The sequence below is a fragment of the Cobetia sp. 14N.309.X.WAT.E.A4 genome (genome assembly GCF_030397495.1).
Lineage (GTDB): Bacteria > Pseudomonadota > Gammaproteobacteria > Pseudomonadales > Halomonadaceae > Cobetia > Cobetia marina.
Genome location: NZ_JAPNXT010000009.1, coordinates 65,663 through 84,813, shown reverse-complemented (window position 1 = coordinate 84,813; position 19,151 = coordinate 65,663). Strand labels below are relative to the sequence as shown.

Below are 19,151 nucleotides of genomic sequence, written 5' to 3'. Positions count from 1 at the left end.
TAGGTTGAGTCAGATCGCAATGTCGGCTTGCCGCTTTCGGCAAGATGGCTCTGGCTGACGTCTCCGGCTCTGCTGACACGCCGTCCTTCACCCAATAACAACAGACACAGGAATGCCACGTCATGTCTTCGACTACCCTCACGTCCGCAAACGGCTCGCTTGAGTTGCTGTCACGACTGCGCGCCGTCGTCGCCGGTGACAGCGCACCACTGGTATTGCCACAGCTGATCAATGGCCAGTTTGTCGCAAGCGCCGCCGATCAGCACCTGAGCGTGACCAACCCGGCCACCAACGCTGAAGTGGCGCGTGTTCCACTGACGCCGCTCAGCGAACTGGACGAGGCGCTGGTGCATGCCGAGCAGGCCTTCCAGCGCTGGCGCAACACCCCGGTGCCGACCCGTGCCCGTCTGATGCTCAGCTATCAGCATCTGCTCAAGCAGCACCATGACGAGCTGGCCGAGATCATCTCCCACGAGCTGGGCAAGACCTTCGAGGACGCCAAGGGCGATGTCTGGCGCGGCATCGAGGTGGTCGAGCATGCCGCCAACATTCCGAGTCTGCTGATGGGCGAGACGGTGGAGAACGTCGCCACCGGCATCGACAGCTACTCCGTGACCCAGTCGCTGGGCGTCTGCCTGGGGATCACGCCGTTCAATTTCCCCGCCATGATACCGCTTTGGATGTTCCCGCTGTCCATCGCCTGCGGCAATGCCTTCGTGCTCAAGCCTTCCGAGCAGGTACCGCTGACCACGCTGCGTCTGGCGGAGCTGTTCATGGAAGCGGGAGCGCCCGAGGGCATCCTGACCGTGGTGCAGGGCGGGCGCGATCAGGTCAATCACCTGCTGGCCCACGAGACACCGCGCACCGTGAGCTTCGTCGGTTCGGTACCGGTGGGGCAGCACATCTATCGTACCGCCACTGACAACCTCAAGCGCGCCCAGTGCTTCGCGGGTGCCAAGAACCACATGGTGATCATGCCGGACGCTCCGGCGGACCAGGTGGTGAATGCGCTGGTCGGGGCCAGTGTCGGTGCGGCGGGTCAGCGCTGCATGGCGATCTCGGTGGCGGTCTTCGTCGGTGATTCGAAGGCCTTGATCGCGCGGGTGCGTGATGCGCTGGCCGAGGTGCGCCCCGGTGCCTGGAATGACAAGGGCGCCAGCTACGGACCGCTGATCTCGCCGCAGGCACTGGAGCGCGTGACGGGCTGGATCGGGCAGGGCGTCGAGGAAGGGGCCGAGCTGCTGCTGGACGGTCGCGGCATCTCGGTGGCGGGCTATCCCGACGGCAACTGGCTGGGGCCGTGCCTGTTTTCCAAGGTGGCGCCGGAAATGGTGCTCTATCGCGAGGAGATCTTCGGGCCGGTGCTGTGCTGCATGGAGGCGGCGGATCTGTCTGAGGCCATCGAGCTGATCAACAACAACCCCTACGGCAACGGCACTTCCATCTTCACGCGCTCCGGCGGGGCGGCACGCCGCTTCCAGAATGAGATCGCGGTGGGCCAGGTCGGTATCAACGTGCCGATTCCGGTGCCGCTGCCGTTCTTCTCCTTCACCGGTTGGCGCGGCAGTTTCTTCGGCGATCTGCATGCCTATGGCAAGCAGGCGGTGCGCTTCTATACCGAGACCAAGACGGTGACGGCGCGCTGGTTCGATGATGCGCCGGCCGAGGGCAATCAGCCCAACTTCTCCATTCAGATGCGCTGATGGCTCTCTTCACAAGACCGCTGATGGCTCTCTTCACAAGCCCGCCGAGGACTCGGCGGGCCTGGAGATAAAGAACAAGGACAACAGGAGGCAGCTGCATGAACTTTTCGCTGACCGATGACCAGCGTGCCCTGCAGGAGGGCGCGCGTGCCTTCGCGGATGCCGAGCTTGCCCCGCATGCCGCCGAGTGGGACGCCACGGCCCATTTCCCCATCGAGACGCTGAAGAAGGCGGGCGAGGCTGGCTTCATGGGGCTCTATGTCCCCGAGGAGCATGGCGGTCTTGGCCTGCCGCGTCTGGACAGCTCCATCATTCTCGAGCAGCTGGCCACCGGCTGCATCTCGACCACCGCCTACATCACCATCCACAACATGGTCGGCTGGATGATCGCGAGCTTCGCCAGTGACGAGTGCCGCGAGCAGTGGGTGCCGGCGATGGTGGCGGGCGACAAGCTCGGCTCCTACTGTCTGACCGAGCCGGGCAGCGGCAGTGATGCCGCCAGTCTGCGCACCCGCGCCGAGCGTGACGGCGATGATTACTACCTGAGTGGCTCCAAGATGTTCATCTCCGGTGCCGGGGCGACGGACGTGCTGGTGGTGATGGCGCGCACCGGCGAGCCGGACAGCGGCGCGGCGGGTATCTCGGCCTTCGTGGTGCCAGCGGATGCCGACGGCATCAGCTACGGCAAGAAGGAAGACAAGATGGGCTGGAACAGCCAGCCGACCCGATTGGTGAGCTTCGATCGCGTGCGGGTCCCGGCGGGCAATCGTCTGGGCGAGGAGGGCGAGGGCTTCCGTTTCGCGATGAAGGCGCTGGATGGCGGACGCATCAACATCGCCACCTGCTCGCTGGGCGCGGCCCAGAAGGCGCTGGAGCTGTCGCGGGATTATCTCGGCGAGCGCAAGCAGTTCGGGCGCGAGCTGGCGCAGTTCCAGGCCCTGCAGTTCAAGCTGGCCGACATGGCCACCGAACTGACCGCCGCACGCACCCTGGTGCGACTGGCGGCCTTCAAGCTCGATGAGGGTGACGGCGAGGCCAGCGCCCACTGTGCGATGGCCAAGCGCTTTGCCACCGACATGGGCTTCGAGGTCTGCAATCAGGCACTCCAGCTGCATGGCGGCTACGGTTATATCCGCGAGTACCCGTTGGAGCGGCTGGTGCGGGACACCCGTGTGCACCAGATTCTGGAAGGCACCAACGAGATCATGCGTCTGATCATCGCGCGCCGTCTTCTGACGCCGGGCATGATCGAGTCGCTGGCGTAACGGCGCCTCCACTTCAATTCGTCAGTGGTTACCATCTTTCAGGGAGTTACGTGATGTCATCCAATCAAGGGCCATGCCTCGTTCTCGAGAAGGATCGTCATATCGCCCGTATCACCATCAACAATCCGCCGGCCAACACCTGGACGGAGGCGTCCTTGATCGAGCTGGAGCAGTTGCTCGACGAGCTGGAGGGCGATGGCAGCGTCAGTGCAGTGGTGATCACCGGTGAGGGCGACAGGTTCTTCTCCGCAGGGGCCGATCTGAAGACCTTCGCCGATGGTGACAAGGGCGTGGCCGCCACCATGGCGCGCCGCTTCGGGCTGGCCTTCGAGCGGCTGGCCAACTTCCCCGGCGTGACGATTGCCGCCGTCAACGGCTACGCGATGGGCGGTGGGCTTGAATGCGCGCTGGCCTGCGATATCCGTATCGTCGAGCGTCAGGCGAAACTGGCGCTGCCGGAGGCCAAGGTCGGTCTGCTGCCGTGCGCGGGCGGCACCCAGCACCTGCCGTGGCTGGTCGGGGAGGGCTGGGCCAAGCGCATGATCCTGTGTGGTGAGCAGGTGGATGCCGAGACCGCCGGTCGCATCGGGCTGGCCGAAGAGGTGGTCGAGACCGGCCAGAGCCTCGAGCGTGCGCTGGCGATGGCCGAGAGCGTCGCCAACCAGAGCCCGAGTGCGGTGGCGCGCTGCAAGGCGTTGATCATGTCATCTCGCCATCGCGGCATGAGCGATGGCCTGCGCATGGAACGCGAGCTGTTCGTCGAGCTGTTCGATGACCCCAACCAGAAGGAGGGCGTGAGTGCCTTCCTGGAGAAGCGTGCACCACAGTGGGTCTCGCATCAGAAAGAGGTGAAGGGAGGAGGGCGCTCATGAGCCAGATAGAAGGTGTCACTGCCAAGGCCGCGACCGATGTCGAGGCGCCCGTGGTGTTCGAGACGCGTCGCGCCCGCGACGGCAAGCAGCTGGGCATCATGCGCCTGAATGCGCCGCGCTCGCTGAATGCGCTGTCGCTGGCCATGATCGAGCGCATCGAGGCCCAGCTGGATGCCTGGGAGCTGGACGGCAGCATCGCCATGGTGTGGCTGGAAGGTGGCGGCGAGCGTGCGTTGTGTGCCGGTGGCGATATCGTGGCGCTCTATCAGGCGATGACCACGGCGCCTGCCAGCGAAGGCGCAGACCCCCTCGAGGCGCTGGAGGATTTCTTCGCCACCCGCTACTTCACCGCGGAATACCGGCTCGATCACCGGCTGCATACCTTCCCCAAGCCGCTGCTGGTGTGGGGCGGCGGCATCGTGATGGGCGGCGGCATGGGGCTGTTCGCCGGCGGTTGCGAGCGCGTGGTCACCGAAAGCTCACGGCTGGCGATGCCGGAGGTCAGCATCGGCCTGTACCCGGATGTCGGGGCCAGCTGGCTGCTCAATCGCCTGCCGCGTGGCATCGGCGAGTATCTGGGAGTGACCGGCGCGCAGTTGAATGCCCGCGATGCGCTGGATCTCGGGCTTGCCACACGCCTGATTCCCGACGCGCAGCGCGAGGCGCTCAAGCAGGCGCTGTGCGAGGGGGAATTCGGGCGTCATCCGTCGCGTCATCTGAGCCAGGTGCTGAGCGAGTTCGAGCGCCGTGAGCTGGCGCCGCCGGGACAGGTCATGCCGCTCTACGACCATCTCCAGCAGCTGGTCGCCGGGCGCGAAGTGCTGAAGGCCTGTCAGCGGATCCTCGATGATCCCCAGGCGCGCAGTGACTGCAATGCATGGCTGAACGCCAATCGCGAGCGTCTGGAAGCCGGCTGCCCCAGTTCCCCGCATCTGGTATTTCGCATGCTGGCACGCCATCGCCACTCCTCGCTGGCGGAAGCCTTCCGCGACGAGCTGACCCTGTCGGTGCGCTGCTGCATGGGCACCGAGCTTGCTGAAGGGGTGCGCGCCCTGCTGATCGACAAGGACAGGCAGCCGCAGTGGGCCTATGCCTCGATCGCCCAGGTCTCCGAGGAATACATCGACGGCTTCTTCGCGCCGCTGTGGGAAGAGGACGAGCATCCGCTGATGGATCTATAAGCGCGCTTTTCAGCACGGGCGGCAGGTGCGGACATGCCGCCGGACGCCAATGACAACAAGAACCTGTTCACGAGGAAGCATTGCCATGACATCCATCGGTTTCATCGGGCTCGGCAACATGGGCGGCCCCATGGCCCTCAATCTGGTCAAGGCCGGCCATGAGGTGAAGGTCTTTGATCTGGTCGAGTCGGCCATGAGCCAGCTGGTCGAGGCGGGTGCCTCACGCGCCGAGTCGCCACGCCAGGCGACAGAGGGCGTTGACGTCGTCATCAGCATGCTGCCGGCGGGGCAGCACGTGCGAAAGCTCTATCTGGGTGACAAGGAAGACGGCGAGGGTGGCCTCTTGGCGACACTCGACGCTTCGGTACTGGTGATCGACGCCTCGACCATCGCGCCGGATGATGCCCGGCTGGTCGCTCGCCATGCCGCCGAGCGTGGCATCACCTTCATGGACGCCCCGGTGTCGGGCGGGGTCGGTGGCGCACGTGCCGGCACCCTGAGCTTCATCGTCGGTGGTGAGGCCGACGGCTATGCGCGTGCCGTGCCGCTGCTGGAAGTGATGGGCAAGAATCTGTTCCATGCCGGCCCGGCCGGCAGCGGTCAGGTCGCCAAGATCTGCAACAACATGCTGCTGGGCATCCTGATGAGCGGCACCGCCGAGGCGCTGGCGCTGGGGGTCAAGAACGGACTGGACCCGGCCGTGCTCTCGGAGGTGATGAAGCAGTCCTCCGGCGGCAACTGGGCGCTCAACGTCTACAACCCCTGGCCCGGGGTGATGGAGGCGGCACCTGCGTCCAACGACTATCAGGGCGGCTTCCTGGTGGACCTGATGGCCAAGGATCTCGGCCTTGCCTGGGAAATGGCGCTGGGCTCGAAATCGGCAGTGCCAATGGGCTCCCAGGCGCGTAACCTGTTCGCCCAGCATGCCGCCCAGGGTGCGGGACGTCTCGATTTCTCGAGCATCCAGCGTTTCTATCGTTGCGGCGAGGCGGATGTGTGAGGTGTCACGCAGGCGGTGAGTGGCATGCATCATCAGGACGATATCATCTGCAAGGAGGACCCCATGATTCGACCGGTCAGTGAGCTGGTGGCAGCGGCCGAGAAGGAGATCGACACTCTATCGCCTGAGGCGCTGCGTCAGGCGCTGGAGGAGTCTCGCGTAGGCGGTACACCCCTGATCCTGGTGGATATCCGCGATGTGCGTGAGCTGGAGCGGGAAGGCCGCATTCCCGGGGCCATCCATGCGCCACGCGGCATGCTGGAGTTCTGGGTCGACCCGGCCTCGCCCTATCACCGTGCCGATTTCGCCCGTGAGGGACGTTATGTGCTGTTCTGCGCCGGTGGACTGCGCTCGGCGCTGGCCACCAAGTCGCTCAAGGACATGGGATTCGGGCCGGTCGCCCATCTCGGGGGCGGCTTCGCGGCCTGGCGTGAGTCGGGAGGCGAAGTCATCTCGCCCTTCATGCAGGGCAACTAGTCCGGCTTGCAGCCCCTGATCCGCAAGGGAACTGCTCTCGCCGCGCGGATGTCTTACACTGTGCCCGTCCTGCACGACGGATTGCACGACAGATCGTACGATCGATAGCCCCCGATGGCCCCGCAGGCAGCTCGCCTGACGGGGCCGTTTACTGTCCGGAGCCTGCATGCCTGAGCCTGCCAACCCCACGTCCTCTTCCTCTGCCAGAAACCCGTCCCCGCGTGGTCGGCGTGATCTGCTGCGTGATCCGATCGCCTCGACGCTTGCCCGCATGACGGGGCCGGTGATCGGCGGCATCGTCACCATGATGCTGTTCAACCTGGTGGATGCCTGGTTCATCGCCCAGCTGGGCACCGCGGAGCTGGCGGCGGTCACCTTCACCTTTCCGGTGACCTTTGCCGTCATCAGCATCGCCATCGGTCTGTCCATCGGCACCACCGCCGTGGTGGGGCGCAGGCTCGGGCGTGGCGAGTTCGAGACGGTCAAGGCGCGGGCCACGGATGCCAGTCTGCTGGGGTTGCTGCTGGGCGTCGTGATGATCGTGGCGGGGCTTGTCAGCATCGGGCCGCTGTTCGGGTTGCTGGGGGCCGATGACACCCTGATGCCGCACATTCAGGACTACATGCAGGTATGGTACTTCGGGGCGCCCTTCGTGTTGCTGCCACGCGTGCTGGGCAGCGTGCTGCGCGCCGAGGGCAATACCCTGGTGCCCTCGCTGGTGATGGCGGCGGCAGGGGGGCTCAATGCGCTGCTCGACCCGCTGCTGATCTTCGGCATCGGAGATTGGCAGGGCATGGGCGTGGCGGGGGCGGCGTTGGCCACGGTGCTGTCGTGGCTGGCGATGACGCTGGGCTTGCTGGCATTGCCATTGCTGCGCGCGCGGCTGGATCTGCATCAGCTGTCGCTGACACGTCTGATCACCTCATGGCGAGAAGTGGGGGCCATCGGCCTGCCTGCGGCCATGACCAGCGTGATGACGCCGATCGCCACGGCGCTGGTCACGCGGATCGTCAGTCAGCATGGTCATGCCGCCGTCGCGGCCTATGGCATCGGTTCACGCATCGAGTCACTGGCGCTGATTCTGGTGCTGGCACTCTCGATGACGCTGTCACCCTTCATCAGCCAGAACGATGGTGCCGGGCAGCACCGGCGGGTATGGCGAGCCATCCACGGCATACTCGGCTTCATTCTCGTCTGGCAGCTGGCGGTCTGGCTGGGGCTGGGGCTTGGCGGTGAGTGGATCGCGGCGCGCTTCGCTGAAAGCCCGGAAGTCGCGCAGCTGGTGGTCACCTACCTGTGGCTGATTCCCGCCGCACTCGGCGCCCAGGGCGTGATCATCCTCGCTAACTCCAGCCTCAATGCGCTGCACGAGCCACGCCGTGCGATGACACTCTCGCTGGTGCGACTGTTCGCCCTGCTGGTGCCATTGGCCTGGCTGGGGGGGACGCTTCACGGTGTGGTCGGTATCTTTGCCGGGGTGGCGACAAGCTATCTGCTGATGGGCGGTATCAGTTATCTGGCGCTGCGTTCCGTGCTCAGGCGACGCGCCTGAGCACGGTATCGAGAGACAGAGATCGAGACGAAAGAAGCCGCCGTGCTCGAAGGCACGGCGGCTTCTTCATGTCTGGCTTTCAGTGCCTTGGGCGGCTGTTGCCCAGTGCCTCAGGCGGCTGTTTTCAAGTGCCTTAGGCGGCTTATTCCCAGTGCCTTAGGCGTCTTCGTACTTGCACAGATAGGCGGACTCGACCGTGGTGCGCACCTCGAAGCTCTGGTTGGCTTCGACGATGAAGCTTTCCCCTGCGGCAAGCTGGTACCACTCTTCCGCGCCCGGCAGCAGTACCTGCATGTCGCCGCTGATCAGCGTCATGTATTCGCGTTGGCTGGTGGAAAACACGAATTCGCCGATGGCCATTACGCCGACCGTGGCAGGCAGATCTGCGCTCTGGAAGGCGATGGAGGCCACCTGGCCGTCGAAGTAGTGGTTGGTGTGGAACATGGGGAGACTTCCTGCGTGAGTAGGGGGGCTGTTGTGGTCGATGTATGTTGTTGGGGGCGTAACGTAGCGCCGGGTATCAGCGCGGTGAGAAGCGGCGTGCCAGGCCGGTCTCGGCGATCATGCGCGTCGAGATCTCTTCGATCGAGAAGCGCGTGGTATCGATGTAGGGCACCTTGGAGCGGCGGAACAGCGCCTCGGTCTGCTCGACTTCCTGCAGACACTGGTCGATCGAGCAGTAGCGACTGTTGGGGCGACGCTCGGTACGGATGGCAGCCAGGCGGCGCGGGTCGATGGTCAGTCCGAACAGCTTGTGGCGATATTGCGCCAGTGACGCCGGCATCTTGAGGGTGCCGGATTCGTCGAGATCATCCTCGGTCAGCGGGTAGTTGGCCGCGCGGATGCCGAACTGCAAGGCCAGATACAGCGAGGTCGGGGTCTTGCCGCAGCGTGAGACGCCGATGAGGATGACGTCGGCCTTGTCGTACTGGTGGGTGCGCGCTCCATCATCGTTGTCGAGGGCAAAATGCACCGAATCGATGCGGTTCATGTAGACATCATCCTGACCGATGGAGTGGGTCTTGCCGACGCTGTAGGACGAGTGGGTATCCAGCTCCTCTTCCAGTGGCTTGAGGAAGGTGGAGAAGATATCGACCTTGAAACCGGAGGATTCCGAGATGATGTCACGGATGTCCTGATCGACGATGGTGTCGATGATGATGGGGCGCTCACCGTCCGTGGCGTGGGCGCTCTCGATGGCCTTGACCAGTGCCGTGGCCTTCTCGGAGGAGTCGATGTAGGGCTTGGTCACCATGCGGATGTCGGTGTTCTCGAACTGGGCCAGCAGACTGCGTCCCAGTGTCTCGGCGGTGATACCGGTTCCATCGGAAATGAAGAAGGCGGTTCGGGTCATGACGGGCACTCGTGAAGAACGAATCGAAGACACAACCCGGCGCAGGGTGTCGTCTCGTGAAGTCCCAAGTGTCGGCGTTCACTGTCGTGCTTGCAATATCCGGTGGATGGCCAGTGGCGCGATATGGGAAATCTCGTGTTCCCGTTCTCCGGCAAAGCGGCCCATGACTACATTCCTGTAGCGGCCGTTTCTGGCTTGTCGACATGTTCGGCGACGATGGCGACAGAACGCCTGAAACAGTCTCAGGGTTGTAGTCCTCCTCCACTGACTAGCCGGTTAGACCAATGGCTAATACTAGAGAGAGCTTGTTAGGGTGGCGTCATTGCTGAACGGAAGGCGGTTCAACGTCCTCCATCGGTCATTCGTTTCCATCCATTGGTACCAGGGGGTTCCCTTGTCACAGCAAGCCACATCCGAATACGTCGTCGATTTCGATCAGCTCGGCATGAACGATGTTGATCGCGTTGGCGGCAAGAACGCCTCGCTCGGTGAGATGATCTCCAATCTGGCCGATGCCGGTGTCACCGTGCCCGGCGGCTTTGCGACTACCTCCTTTGCCTATCGCGAGTTTCTGGCTCACGAAGGCCTCGACAAGCGTATCAATGCCGCCCTCGATGCTCTCGATGTGGATGACGTGGTCGAACTGGCGCGCGTCGGTGCCGAGATTCGTCAGTGGATCATCGATACGCCGCTGCCGCCGGCCTTCGAGGCCGAGATGGAACGTGCCTATGCCGAGCTGCAGGCCAGACACCCGAACCTGAAGGTCGCCGTGCGCTCCTCCGCCACCGCGGAAGACCTGCCGGACGCCTCCTTCGCCGGTCAGCAGGAAACCTTCCTCAACATCGAAGGTTTCGACAACATCAAGCGTGCGGTGCACGAGGTGTTCGCGTCACTGTTCAACGACCGCGCCATCTCCTACCGCGTGCACAAGGGTTTTGATCACTCGCTGGTCGCGCTGTCTGCCGGCGTGCAGAAGATGGTGCGCTCCGAGACGGCCGCTTCCGGCGTGATGTTCACCCTGGACACTGAATCCGGCTATCGCGACGCCGTCTTCGTCACCGGCTCCTGGGGCCTGGGCGAGACCGTGGTACAGGGCGCGGTCAACCCTGACGAGTTCTACGTCCACAAGACCACGCTGGCCGCCGGCCGCCCGGCGGTGCTGCGCCGCAACCTGGGCTCCAAGCTGATCAAGATGGTCTACACCGACGACACCAGCGCCGGGCGTTCCGTGGCGACCGTCGACGTGCCGGTGCCGGAGCGTCATCGATTCTGCATCAGCGACGCCGATGTCGAGGCCCTGGCGCGCCAGGCCATGATCATCGAGAAGCACTACCAGCGTCCGATGGACATCGAATGGGCGCGTGACGGCGATGACGGCAAGCTCTACATCGTCCAGGCGCGTCCGGAAACGGTCGTCAGCCAGGAAGAGGGCGGCAACCTCGAGCGCTTCCAGCTGCGCGAGAAGGGCCGGACCCTGGTGACCGGGCGTGCCATCGGCCAGCGTATCGGCCAGGGCGCGGTACGCGTGATCGACAACCCGGAGCAGATGGACAAGGTGCAGGTCGGCGACGTGCTGGTCACCGACATGACCGACCCGGACTGGGAGCCGGTCATGAAGCGCGCCTCCGCCATCGTCACCAACCGTGGCGGCCGTACCTGCCACGCGGCGATCATCGCGCGTGAGCTGGGCATTCCAGCCGTCGTCGGCTGTGGCGACGCCACCTCGGTGCTCGCCGAAGGCCGTGAAGTGACGGTCTCCTGCGCCGAAGGCGATACCGGGCATGTCTATGACGGCATCCTCAACTTCGACCGCACCGTCACCAGCGTCAACGAGATGCCGGAGATTCCGTTCAAGATCATGATGAACGTCGGCAACCCGGACCGCGCCTTCAGCTTCTCGCGTCTGCCGAATGCCGGTGTGGGCCTGGCGCGTCTCGAGTTCATCATCAACCGCATGATCGGCGTGCACCCCAAGGCGCTGCTTGACTACGCCACCCTGCCCATCGACCTGCAGCAGACCATCGATGCGCGTACCGCCGGCTACGCAAGTCCGGTCGACTTCTATGTCGACAAGCTGGTCGAGGGCATCTCCACCCTGGCGGCCGCCTTCCACCCGCAGAAGGTCATCGTGCGCATGTCGGACTTCAAGTCCAACGAGTACGAGAACCTGATCGGCGGCAAGATGTACGAGCCGGGTGAAGAGAACCCGATGCTGGGCTTCCGTGGCGCCTCGCGCTACGTGTCCGACACCTTCCGCGACTGCTTCGATCTCGAATGCCGTGCGCTCAAGCGTGTGCGTGACGAGATGGGGCTGACCAACGTCGAGATCATGGTGCCCTTCGTGCGGACTACCGGCGAGGCGGAACAGGTCATCAAGCTGCTGGGCGAGAATGGCCTGGTGCGTGGCGAGAACGGTCTGCGCGTCATCATGATGTGCGAGCTGCCGACCAACGCGCTGCTGGCGGATCAGTTCCTGGAGCACTTCGATGGCTTCTCCATCGGCTCCAACGATCTGACCCAGCTGACCCTGGGACTGGATCGCGACTCCGGCATCGTCGCTCACCTCTTTGATGAGCGTAATCCGGCGGTCAAGCAGCTGATGTCGATGGCGATCCGTGCCTGCAAGGCGCAGGGCAAGTACGTGGGTATCTGCGGCCAGGGGCCGTCGGATCATCCGGAGCTGGCCAAGTGGCTGATGGAAGAGGGCATCGACAGCGTCTCCCTCAACCCGGATTCCGTGCTGGAAACCTGGTTCATGCTGGCGGACAAGGAACTGGCCTGATCCCGCTCGCGAGCGGATGTGATGCCCAGCCTCGGTATCTGATCCCGTGAGAGGCCCTAGGCTGGCGTACTACCAGATGCTGGCGCCAGTCGCCGGCTGATCTAGCGCCCACTGCACATCATGTGCGGTGGGCGCTTTTCATTTTCTCGCCCGAAAACTGAATGGATGGTCAGCTCGCGACACTAGACCAATGGTGTAGAAACCGGCAGAAGCATGTCAGTTCGTAACAAATAGCAACAAAATGATCTCGAATCCGCGACTAAATGATGATCATCCTGCCTCGTGTGGAAAAGGCAGTCATTTATAATCCCAGCCACCCCGCTGACCACAATATCCATGGTGGCTATGAATCCATGATGACCATGCATCCATGGTGACCATGACGGCAGGCCTCACCGGTAGCCAGCAATGCGGTGGCACGCAACAACCGACCTTTCAGACACAATCCAAGGTAGTCGTAACGTGAAACAGTCTTTATGGAAGAACATCGGCGTCCAGGTAGTCATCGCCATGATACTGGGCGCTGGTGTAGGCGCTTACATGGGCGAGAGCGCCGCGATGTTCGCGCCACTCGGTGAGCTCTTCATTCACCTGATCAAGATGCTGGTGGTACCGCTGATCGCGGTCTCCATCGTGTCGGGAGCCGCCAATCTGGGCGATAGCCCTTCTGCCGGCAAGATCGGTCTCTCCACCTTCGCCTTCTTCATGCTCACCTCAGCCGTGGCGGTGATGCTGGCGCTGGTGATGGGGCATGTGTTCCAGCCGGGCAGTGGGGTGGATCTGGAAAGCGCCAAGGGCATGTTCTCCAACGCCTACGCCGACAAGGGCAGCGTGCCGGGCGTGATGGATACCATTCTGGGCATGGTGCCGACCAATATCTTCGGCGCACTCACCGATGCCAACATCCTGCAGATTCTGGTGTTCTGCCTGTTTCTCGGCATTGGCCTGTCCAAGACCGGCGAGCGTGGCAAGCCGCTGATCGAAGGCCTGAATACCGTCATCGAGGCCTTCGTGTGGATGATCAACGTGGTGATGCTGATCGCGCCGATCGGCGTCTTCGGTCTGATGGCGGACGCCGTCGGCACCTTCGGCTTCGATGTGCTGACCCTGGTGATGAAGCTGTTCCTCGTCTACATGGGCGCCATCCTCATCTATGGCTTCGTGTTCTACCCGCTGGTGGTCAAGTTCGGCTCTGACGTGCCGCTGGGTCGCTTCCTGTCGGTGATGAAGAAGCCGCAGGCCGTCGCGCTGTCCACGGCGTCCTCCATGGCGACCCTGCCGGTCAACATGGAAGTCTGCGAGAAGGAGCTGGGCCTGAAGAACGCCACGACGGCCTTCGTGCTGCCGCTGGGCGCGACCATCAACATGAGCGGCAACGCCATCTATTACGGGCTGGTGGCGATGTTCTTCGCCCAGGTCTTCAACGTCGATCTCGGCTTCTCCGCCTACGCCGCCATCGTGTTCACCGCAACCCTGGGTGCCATCGGTCAGGCTGGCGTGCCGGGGCCGTCGTTCCTGGTGGTTGCCGTGCTGCTGGCGGCCGGCATTCCCATCGAGGGCCTGCCGCTGCTGTTCGCGCTGGATCGTATCTTCGACATGACGCGTACCGCGCTCAACATCACCGGTGACGCGGCCTGCGCCGCCGTGGTGGATCGCTTTGCGCGTGCCGATGATGCGGTCGCCGAGCGCCAGGACACCGCATCAGGTGAGCCGGTCAGCGTGCGCTGAGACAGACACGACTGACAGGAAAACGCCCCCGCAGCCAGAACGGTTGCGGGGGCGTTTTCATTGGGGGCTTGAACGGTTCGACCGGTGGTCGGGAACCGGTCAGGGCGTCGGCTGGGTGCGAATCAGCGCTTCCTTCGAGGTGACGATGCCGTTGTTGTCGGCATAGAGGAAGTCGCCCGGCACGATGGTGACACCGGCAAAGGTGACCGGGATATCGCGCTGGCCTTCGCCACGCTTGATGCTGGGACGCGGGTAGCAGCCCAGTGCCTGCACGCCGAGCTGGGTGGCGTGGATCTCGTCGACATCACGGATGCAGCCATACATGATCACGCCGGCCCAACCGCTCTTGGCGGCCTGCTCGGCGAGCATGTCGCCCAGCATGGCGCAGCGCATCGAGCCACCGGCATCGACGACCAGCACGCGCCCTGCACCGGGTTCCGCGACCGCCGCCTTGACCAGCGAGTTGTCCTCGAAGCACTTGATGGTCACGACTTCGCCGCCAAAGGACTCGACGCCGCCGTAGTTGATGAACAGGGGCTCGAGGACTTGCACATCAGGGAACTCATCGCAGAGATCGGGGGTGGAGATGGAGTGCGTCATGTCGGATTCCTTGTGCTGGGCGGCCCGGTGAGGGTCGCTTGGGGACGGAGCGCTGGCGATTGCTGCAATGCCACAACGTCGAGAATGCCCGATACGCCAAGGCATTGCACCTGTGCGAAGGGCTAAGCGGGCCTCGGGCGCGTGCAAGCGAGGGACGGGAGGGTCACGAGGGCATGTTGCTGACTGGCGACGTGGGAAGTAGTGAAAACGCCACTCTTGAAACACCGTTCGATATCTACCACGATGCTCCTGCACCCATGGCAGGCGACGTTGAACCAGACTGCCTCTGGCAGGCATCCGCCTGTGCCGCCCATTGGATCAAGGAGCAACACATGAGCAAGTCACGTCTTCTGGCCGCCCCGTTGGCCACCGTTTCCTTCGCCGCTCTCGCTCTGGCGCTCAGTGGTCACGCCCAGGCGGCAGGCAATGCCACCGAAGGGCTCTATATCGGTGCCGGTACCGGTTTTTCCAGCCTGAAGAACGATGATTCCGATGAGGCCGGCGATTTCATCGACTCCGGCAGCGATGACTTCGACGTGGATGATGACGACAACGTCTACAAGGCCTTCGTGGGCTATCAGTACAACCCGTACTTCGCCACCGAAGCCTTCTATACGGACCTCGGGACCGTTCAGCTCAAGGGCAATGACTTCGGCAATACCGATCTCAAGTCCAAGGCCTACGGCGTCAACGTGGTGGGTATCCTGCCGATCGGCCAGTACTTCTCGCTGTTCGCCAAGGCGGGCATGGCCAAGTGGGAAACCGATGTCGATGGCAATCTGGGCGATTCCAGTGTCGACCTGAAGGACAATGACGGCTTCGACCCGGTCTATGGTGCCGGTGCCCAGGTCAATCTCGATCCGTTCCTGATCCGTGCCGAATACGAGCGTTATGACTTCGACAGCGACTATCAGGTAGATGCCTTCACGGCCTCTGTCGGTTACAAGTTCTAGGCCGAGCAGGTCGTCAGGCCGTCTCGGGCGGCGGGCGAAACGCCAGGCATGAAAAAACGGGCCGTCCCTGATGGGGCGGCCCGTTTCGTTGTCTCGCTGGCAGCTCTGGCGTGACCAGTGACGGCTGCGGTCCAGAGAGGCGCCGGACATTGGAGCCCGGCGCCTCGCCTGATCAGGCTTCCTGAGTGACCGGAATCACGTTGGAGGCGGCATTCTGGAACTCTTCGATCTCATGGAAGTTCAGGTAGCGATAGATCTCGCCGGCCATGGCATCGAATTCGCCCATGTAGCCCTGATACTCCTCGACGCTCGGCAGACGACCGATGACCGCGGCGATGGCGGCCAGTTCGGCAGACGCCAGGAAGACGTTGGCGCCGTCGCCCAGACGGTTCGGGAAGTTGCGCGTGGAGGTGGACACCACGGTGGACTTGGCAGCCACACGTGCCTGGTTACCCATGCACAGCGAGCAGCCCGGCATTTCCATGCGCGCGCCGGCACGGCCGTAGATGCCGTAATAGCCTTCGGCGGTCAGCTGGTGCTGGTCCATCTTGGTCGGCGGTGCCAGCCACAGCTTGGTCTTCAGGCTACCGGCCGGCTGCTTCTCGAGCAGCTTACCGGCGGCACGGAAGTGACCGATGTTGGTCATGCACGAGCCGATGAAGACCTCGTCGATCTTCTGGCCGGCCACGTCGGACAGCAGACGCGCATCGTCCGGGTCGTTCGGGGCACACAGCACCGGCTGATCGATCTCGTCGAGGTCGATCTCGATGATCTCGGCGTATTCCGCGTCCTTGTCGGCACGCATCTGGCTCGGGTTGGCCAGCCACTCTTCCATGCCGGCGATACGACGCTCGATGGTACGGGCATCGCCGTAACCGTTGGCGATCATCCACTTGAGCAGGGTGATGTTGGACGTCAGGTACTCGGTGACGCTCTCGTCGGACAGCGTGATGGTGCAGCCCGCGGCGGAGCGCTCGGCAGAGGCGTCAGACAGCTCGAAGGCCTGCTCTGCGGTGAGATCTTCCAGACCTTCGATTTCCAGAATGCGGCCGGAGAAGGCGTTCTTCTTGTTGGACTTGTCGACGGTCAGCAGGCCCTGCTTGATGGCGTACAGCGGGATGGCGTGGACCAGGTCACGCAGGGTGATGCCCGGGCGACGCTTGCCCTTGAAGCGCACCAGCACGGATTCCGGCATGTCCAGCGGCATCACGCCAGTCGCGGCAGCGAAGGCCACCAGGCCAGAGCCTGCCGGGAAGGAGATGCCCATCGGGAAGCGGGTGTGGGAGTCACCACCGGTACCGACGGTGTCCGGCAGCAGCATGCGGTTCAGCCACGAGTGGATGATGCCGTCACCCGGGCGCAGCGACACGCCGCCGCGGTTCATGATGAAGTCCGGCAGGGTGTGGTGAGTCTCGACATCGACCGGCTTCGGGTAGGCGGCGGTGTGGCAGAAGGACTGCATCACCAGGTCGGCCTGGAAGCCCAGACATGCCAGATCCTTCAACTCGTCGCGAGTCATCGGGCCGGTGGTGTCCTGGGAGCCGACGGTGGTCATCTTCGGCTCGCAGTACATGCCCGGACGCACGCCTTCCATGTTGCAGGCCTTGCCGACCATCTTCTGCGCGAGGGTGAAGCCCTTGCCGGTATCCTTCGGCTGCTCCGGCAGACGGAAGACGTCAGAGGCGTCCAGTCCCAGCTCGGTACGTGCCTTGTCGGTCAGACCGCGACCGATGATCAGCGGGATACGGCCGCCAGCACGCACTTCGTCCAGCAGGACCTGCGTCTTGAGTTCGAAGGTGGAGATGACTTCGTCGGTGTCGTGACGGCAGACCTTGCCTTCGTACGGGTAGATGTCGATGACATCGCCCATGGCCATCTTCTCGACGTCCATTTCCACCGGTAGGGCACCGGCATCTTCCATGGTGTTGAAGAAGATCGGCGCGATCTTGTTGCCGAACACGAAGCCGCCAGCGCGCTTGTTGGGCACGTTCGGGATGTCGTCACCGAAGAACCACAGCACGGAGTTGGTGGCGGACTTGCGTGAGGAGCCGGTACCGACCACGTCGCCGACGTAGGCGACCGGGAAGCCCTTGGCCTTCACTTCCTCGATCTGGGCCAGCGGGCCGATGACGCCTTCTTCCTGCGGGATGATGCCATCACGCGGGTTCTTGAGCATCGCGTTGGCGTGCAGCGGGATGTCCGGACGTGACCAGGCGTCAGGCGCCGGGGACAGGTCGTCGGTGTTGGTCTCGCCCGGCACCTTGAAGACGGTCAGGGTGATCTTGTCCGCCAGGGCGGGCTTTGACAGGAACCATTCGGCGTCCGCCCAGGACTGCAGCACGGATTGCGCGACGGTGTTGCCGGCCTTGGCGCGCTCGGCGACATCGTGGAAGGCATCGAACATCAGCAGGGTGTGCTTGAGCTGTTCGCCGGCTTCCTTGGCCATGGACTCGTCGTCCAGCAGCTCGACCAGCGTGGCGATGTTGTAGCCGCCCTGCATGGTGCCGAGCAGCTTGGTGGCGTGGGTCTTGTCGATCAGCGGTGAAGAAGCTTCGCCACGCACGATGGCGGTCAGGAAGCCAGCCTTGACGTAAGCGGCTTCATCGACGCCCGGCGGGATGCGATTGGTGAACAGGTCGAGGATGAACTCTTCTTCACCGGCCTGCGGATTCTTGAGCAGTTCGACCAGATCAGCGGTCTGCTCTGCATTCAGCGGCTTCGCCGGGATGCCCTGCTGGGCGCGTTCTTCAACCTGTTGACGGTAGGCTTCAAGCACGTGGGAGACCCTCATCTGTAATCGTGTCGAGATGCGTGTGCCAGTCGTCACGCGAACCGGCAGAGACATCCCGAGGCTTCTTGCGGGTAATTCAAGCGTCTTATTGCGAGCGAATCAGGCGCTACGGGGCGAACGCGAGTCTACTCAACTTTGTCGACAATGTTAAGGAGCACCCCCGTGCGGGGGCTGAGACTTTGGTCGTCATCCAGGGCGCCATTTCGACCTTAACAGCTTGATATTGCATTTCTTTGTCGCGCTTCAGGCATGGCGCGGCTCGCATCGCCCGATGTCGCGTCGAGGTGACTCGAGCCTTGCGGTCTCCGGGCACCGCTGTCGAGCTCAGCAGGCGCACGGTATGATGCTGTTATCCTTTTTCCTGAAATTTCGCCGCAAGCCGAGGGCAGCATGAGCCGTATTCTTTCTCCCTGCGTCGGGGTGTGTTCCACCACGGTGGGTGACAACGTCTGTCGTGGATGCCAGCGCCATGACCAGGAGATCCTCGACTGGTTCGGGTATGACAGTGAGCAGCGCACGCAGCGCATGCGCGAGCTGGATGCGCTGCGCAGTGACGTCGCCGGGCGCTGGCTGTACGTGCATGACGAGGCGGCGCTGGCGGAACAGTTGACGCGCCACCGGATTCGTTTTCGTGAGGATCAGTCGGCGCTGTCACGTGCGGTGGAGCTCCTGCGGGTGGGACGCACCAGGATCCGTGACCTCTCTGCCTATGGCATCACGCCGTGCAGTGACGGCGAAGAACTTGAGCCGGAACAGCTTTTTTCGCGAATAAACGATGAAATCATGGTGGAAGCGGCAAAGCGGGCCAATAATGAAGTGAGTCCGGCAGGTCATCCTCCTGATGCAACGCAGGATGACGCTGGCAAGAGAAAAGACTGACATGATGGACGATG

General features: G+C 63.4%; 15 protein-coding genes. 11 read left to right on the top strand and 4 right to left on the bottom strand.

All coding sequences use genetic code 11. The features are described 5' to 3' along the window. Positions 1-122: 122 nt before the first annotated feature. The 7 genes from OW493_RS13020 to OW493_RS12990 all read left to right on the top strand — a co-directional run bounded on the left by OW493_RS13020 (position 123) and on the right by OW493_RS12990 (position 8,050). Complete coding sequence (locus OW493_RS13020) at positions 123-1,703, top strand: CoA-acylating methylmalonate-semialdehyde dehydrogenase (protein ID WP_289864363.1); 1,581 nt, start codon at positions 123-125, stop codon at positions 1,701-1,703. A gap of 98 nt (positions 1,704-1,801) precedes the next feature. Then, positions 1,802-2,968 carry an acyl-CoA dehydrogenase family protein gene (locus OW493_RS13015; RefSeq protein ID WP_136938721.1) on the top strand — a complete coding sequence of 389 codons (1,167 nt, stop codon included), beginning with the start codon at positions 1,802-1,804 and terminating at the stop codon, positions 2,966-2,968. Between the two features lie 53 nt (positions 2,969-3,021). Then, positions 3,022-3,840, top strand: a complete 819-nt coding sequence (locus OW493_RS13010; protein WP_289864362.1) for an enoyl-CoA hydratase — start codon at positions 3,022-3,024, stop codon at positions 3,838-3,840. Next, positions 3,837-5,021, top strand: a complete 1,185-nt coding sequence (locus tag OW493_RS13005) for an enoyl-CoA hydratase/isomerase family protein (protein ID WP_289864361.1) — start codon at positions 3,837-3,839, stop codon at positions 5,019-5,021. The genes OW493_RS13010 and OW493_RS13005 overlap by 4 nt, the downstream gene beginning before the upstream one ends. An 85-nt stretch (positions 5,022-5,106) precedes the next feature. Beyond that, on the top strand, positions 5,107-6,021 hold the full coding sequence (gene mmsB, locus OW493_RS13000) for a 3-hydroxyisobutyrate dehydrogenase (protein ID WP_084208097.1): 915 nt from the start codon (positions 5,107-5,109) through the stop codon (positions 6,019-6,021). 63 nt (positions 6,022-6,084) lie between these two features. Next, entirely contained in the window at positions 6,085-6,498 is a 414-nt protein-coding gene (locus tag OW493_RS12995; RefSeq protein WP_289864360.1) for a rhodanese-like domain-containing protein, read from the top strand. Positions 6,499-6,664: 166 nt separating this feature from the next. Beyond that, positions 6,665-8,050 (top strand): MATE family efflux transporter, encoded by a 1,386-nt coding sequence (locus tag OW493_RS12990; protein WP_084208098.1) that lies wholly within the window; start codon positions 6,665-6,667, stop codon positions 8,048-8,050. A gap of 156 nt (positions 8,051-8,206) precedes the next feature. On the opposite strand, the gene OW493_RS12985 is transcribed toward OW493_RS12990, so the two are convergent. Both OW493_RS12985 and OW493_RS12980 read right to left on the bottom strand, forming a co-directional pair. Beyond that, positions 8,207-8,494 (bottom strand): pyrimidine/purine nucleoside phosphorylase, encoded by a 288-nt coding sequence (locus OW493_RS12985; protein ID WP_077374792.1) that lies wholly within the window; start codon positions 8,492-8,494, stop codon positions 8,207-8,209. Positions 8,495-8,570: 76 nt separating this feature from the next. Further along, the gene (locus tag OW493_RS12980; protein ID WP_077374789.1) at positions 8,571-9,404 is read right to left on the bottom strand and encodes a pyruvate, water dikinase regulatory protein; all 834 of its coding nucleotides are present in this window, start codon (positions 9,402-9,404) and stop codon (positions 8,571-8,573) included. 394 nt (positions 9,405-9,798) lie between these two features. Here OW493_RS12980 and ppsA point away from each other — a divergent pair, with 394 nt between their 5' ends. Together ppsA and OW493_RS12970 are read left to right on the top strand one after the other, a co-directional pair. After that, positions 9,799-12,186: a phosphoenolpyruvate synthase gene (gene ppsA, locus OW493_RS12975; RefSeq protein WP_255304432.1), complete on the top strand. Its 2,388-nt coding sequence runs from the start codon at positions 9,799-9,801 to the stop codon at positions 12,184-12,186. 462 nt (positions 12,187-12,648) lie between these two features. After that, positions 12,649-13,914: a dicarboxylate/amino acid:cation symporter gene (locus OW493_RS12970; protein ID WP_205632738.1), complete on the top strand. Its 1,266-nt coding sequence runs from the start codon at positions 12,649-12,651 to the stop codon at positions 13,912-13,914. Positions 13,915-14,013: 99 nt separating this feature from the next. Here the strand turns inward: OW493_RS12970 and rraA are convergent, their stop codons facing one another. Further along, a complete protein-coding gene (gene rraA / locus OW493_RS12965; RefSeq protein WP_077374783.1) occupies positions 14,014-14,514 on the bottom strand; it encodes a ribonuclease E activity regulator RraA in 501 nt (166 codons plus the stop codon). 332 nt (positions 14,515-14,846) lie between these two features. Here rraA and OW493_RS12960 point away from each other — a divergent pair, with 332 nt between their 5' ends. Beyond that, on the top strand, positions 14,847-15,467 hold the full coding sequence (locus OW493_RS12960; protein WP_077374780.1) for a porin family protein: 621 nt from the start codon (positions 14,847-14,849) through the stop codon (positions 15,465-15,467). Between the two features lie 172 nt (positions 15,468-15,639). Here the strand turns inward: OW493_RS12960 and acnB are convergent, their stop codons facing one another. After that, positions 15,640-18,243, bottom strand: a complete 2,604-nt coding sequence (gene acnB, locus OW493_RS12955) for a bifunctional aconitate hydratase 2/2-methylisocitrate dehydratase (protein WP_289864359.1) — start codon at positions 18,241-18,243, stop codon at positions 15,640-15,642. Positions 18,244-18,648: 405 nt separating this feature from the next. On the opposite strand from acnB, the gene OW493_RS12950 reads away from it, so the two are divergent. Then, the gene (locus OW493_RS12950; RefSeq protein WP_289864358.1) at positions 18,649-19,137 is read left to right on the top strand and encodes a DUF1289 domain-containing protein; all 489 of its coding nucleotides are present in this window, start codon (positions 18,649-18,651) and stop codon (positions 19,135-19,137) included. Positions 19,138-19,151: the final 14 nt, after the last annotated feature.

Bases quoted from the DNA above. Each gene is read 5' to 3' on its own strand.
- OW493_RS13020 (WP_289864363.1), top strand. From the start codon at position 123: ATGTCTTCGACTACCCTCACGTCCGCAAACGGCTCGCTTGAGTTGCTG.
- OW493_RS13015 (WP_136938721.1), top strand. From the start codon at position 1,802: ATGAACTTTTCGCTGACCGATGACCAGCGTGCCCTGCAGGAGGGCGCG.
- OW493_RS13010 (WP_289864362.1), top strand. From the start codon at position 3,022: ATGTCATCCAATCAAGGGCCATGCCTCGTTCTCGAGAAGGATCGTCAT.
- OW493_RS13005 (WP_289864361.1), top strand. From the start codon at position 3,837: ATGAGCCAGATAGAAGGTGTCACTGCCAAGGCCGCGACCGATGTCGAG.
- mmsB (WP_084208097.1), top strand. From the start codon at position 5,107: ATGACATCCATCGGTTTCATCGGGCTCGGCAACATGGGCGGCCCCATG.
- OW493_RS12995 (WP_289864360.1), top strand. From the start codon at position 6,085: ATGATTCGACCGGTCAGTGAGCTGGTGGCAGCGGCCGAGAAGGAGATC.
- OW493_RS12990 (WP_084208098.1), top strand. From the start codon at position 6,665: ATGCCTGAGCCTGCCAACCCCACGTCCTCTTCCTCTGCCAGAAACCCG.
- OW493_RS12985 (WP_077374792.1), bottom strand. From the start codon at position 8,494: ATGTTCCACACCAACCACTACTTCGACGGCCAGGTGGCCTCCATCGCC.
- OW493_RS12980 (WP_077374789.1), bottom strand. From the start codon at position 9,404: ATGACCCGAACCGCCTTCTTCATTTCCGATGGAACCGGTATCACCGCC.
- rraA (WP_077374783.1), bottom strand. From the start codon at position 14,514: ATGACGCACTCCATCTCCACCCCCGATCTCTGCGATGAGTTCCCTGAT.
- OW493_RS12960 (WP_077374780.1), top strand. From the start codon at position 14,847: ATGAGCAAGTCACGTCTTCTGGCCGCCCCGTTGGCCACCGTTTCCTTC.
- OW493_RS12950 (WP_289864358.1), top strand. From the start codon at position 18,649: ATGAGCCGTATTCTTTCTCCCTGCGTCGGGGTGTGTTCCACCACGGTG.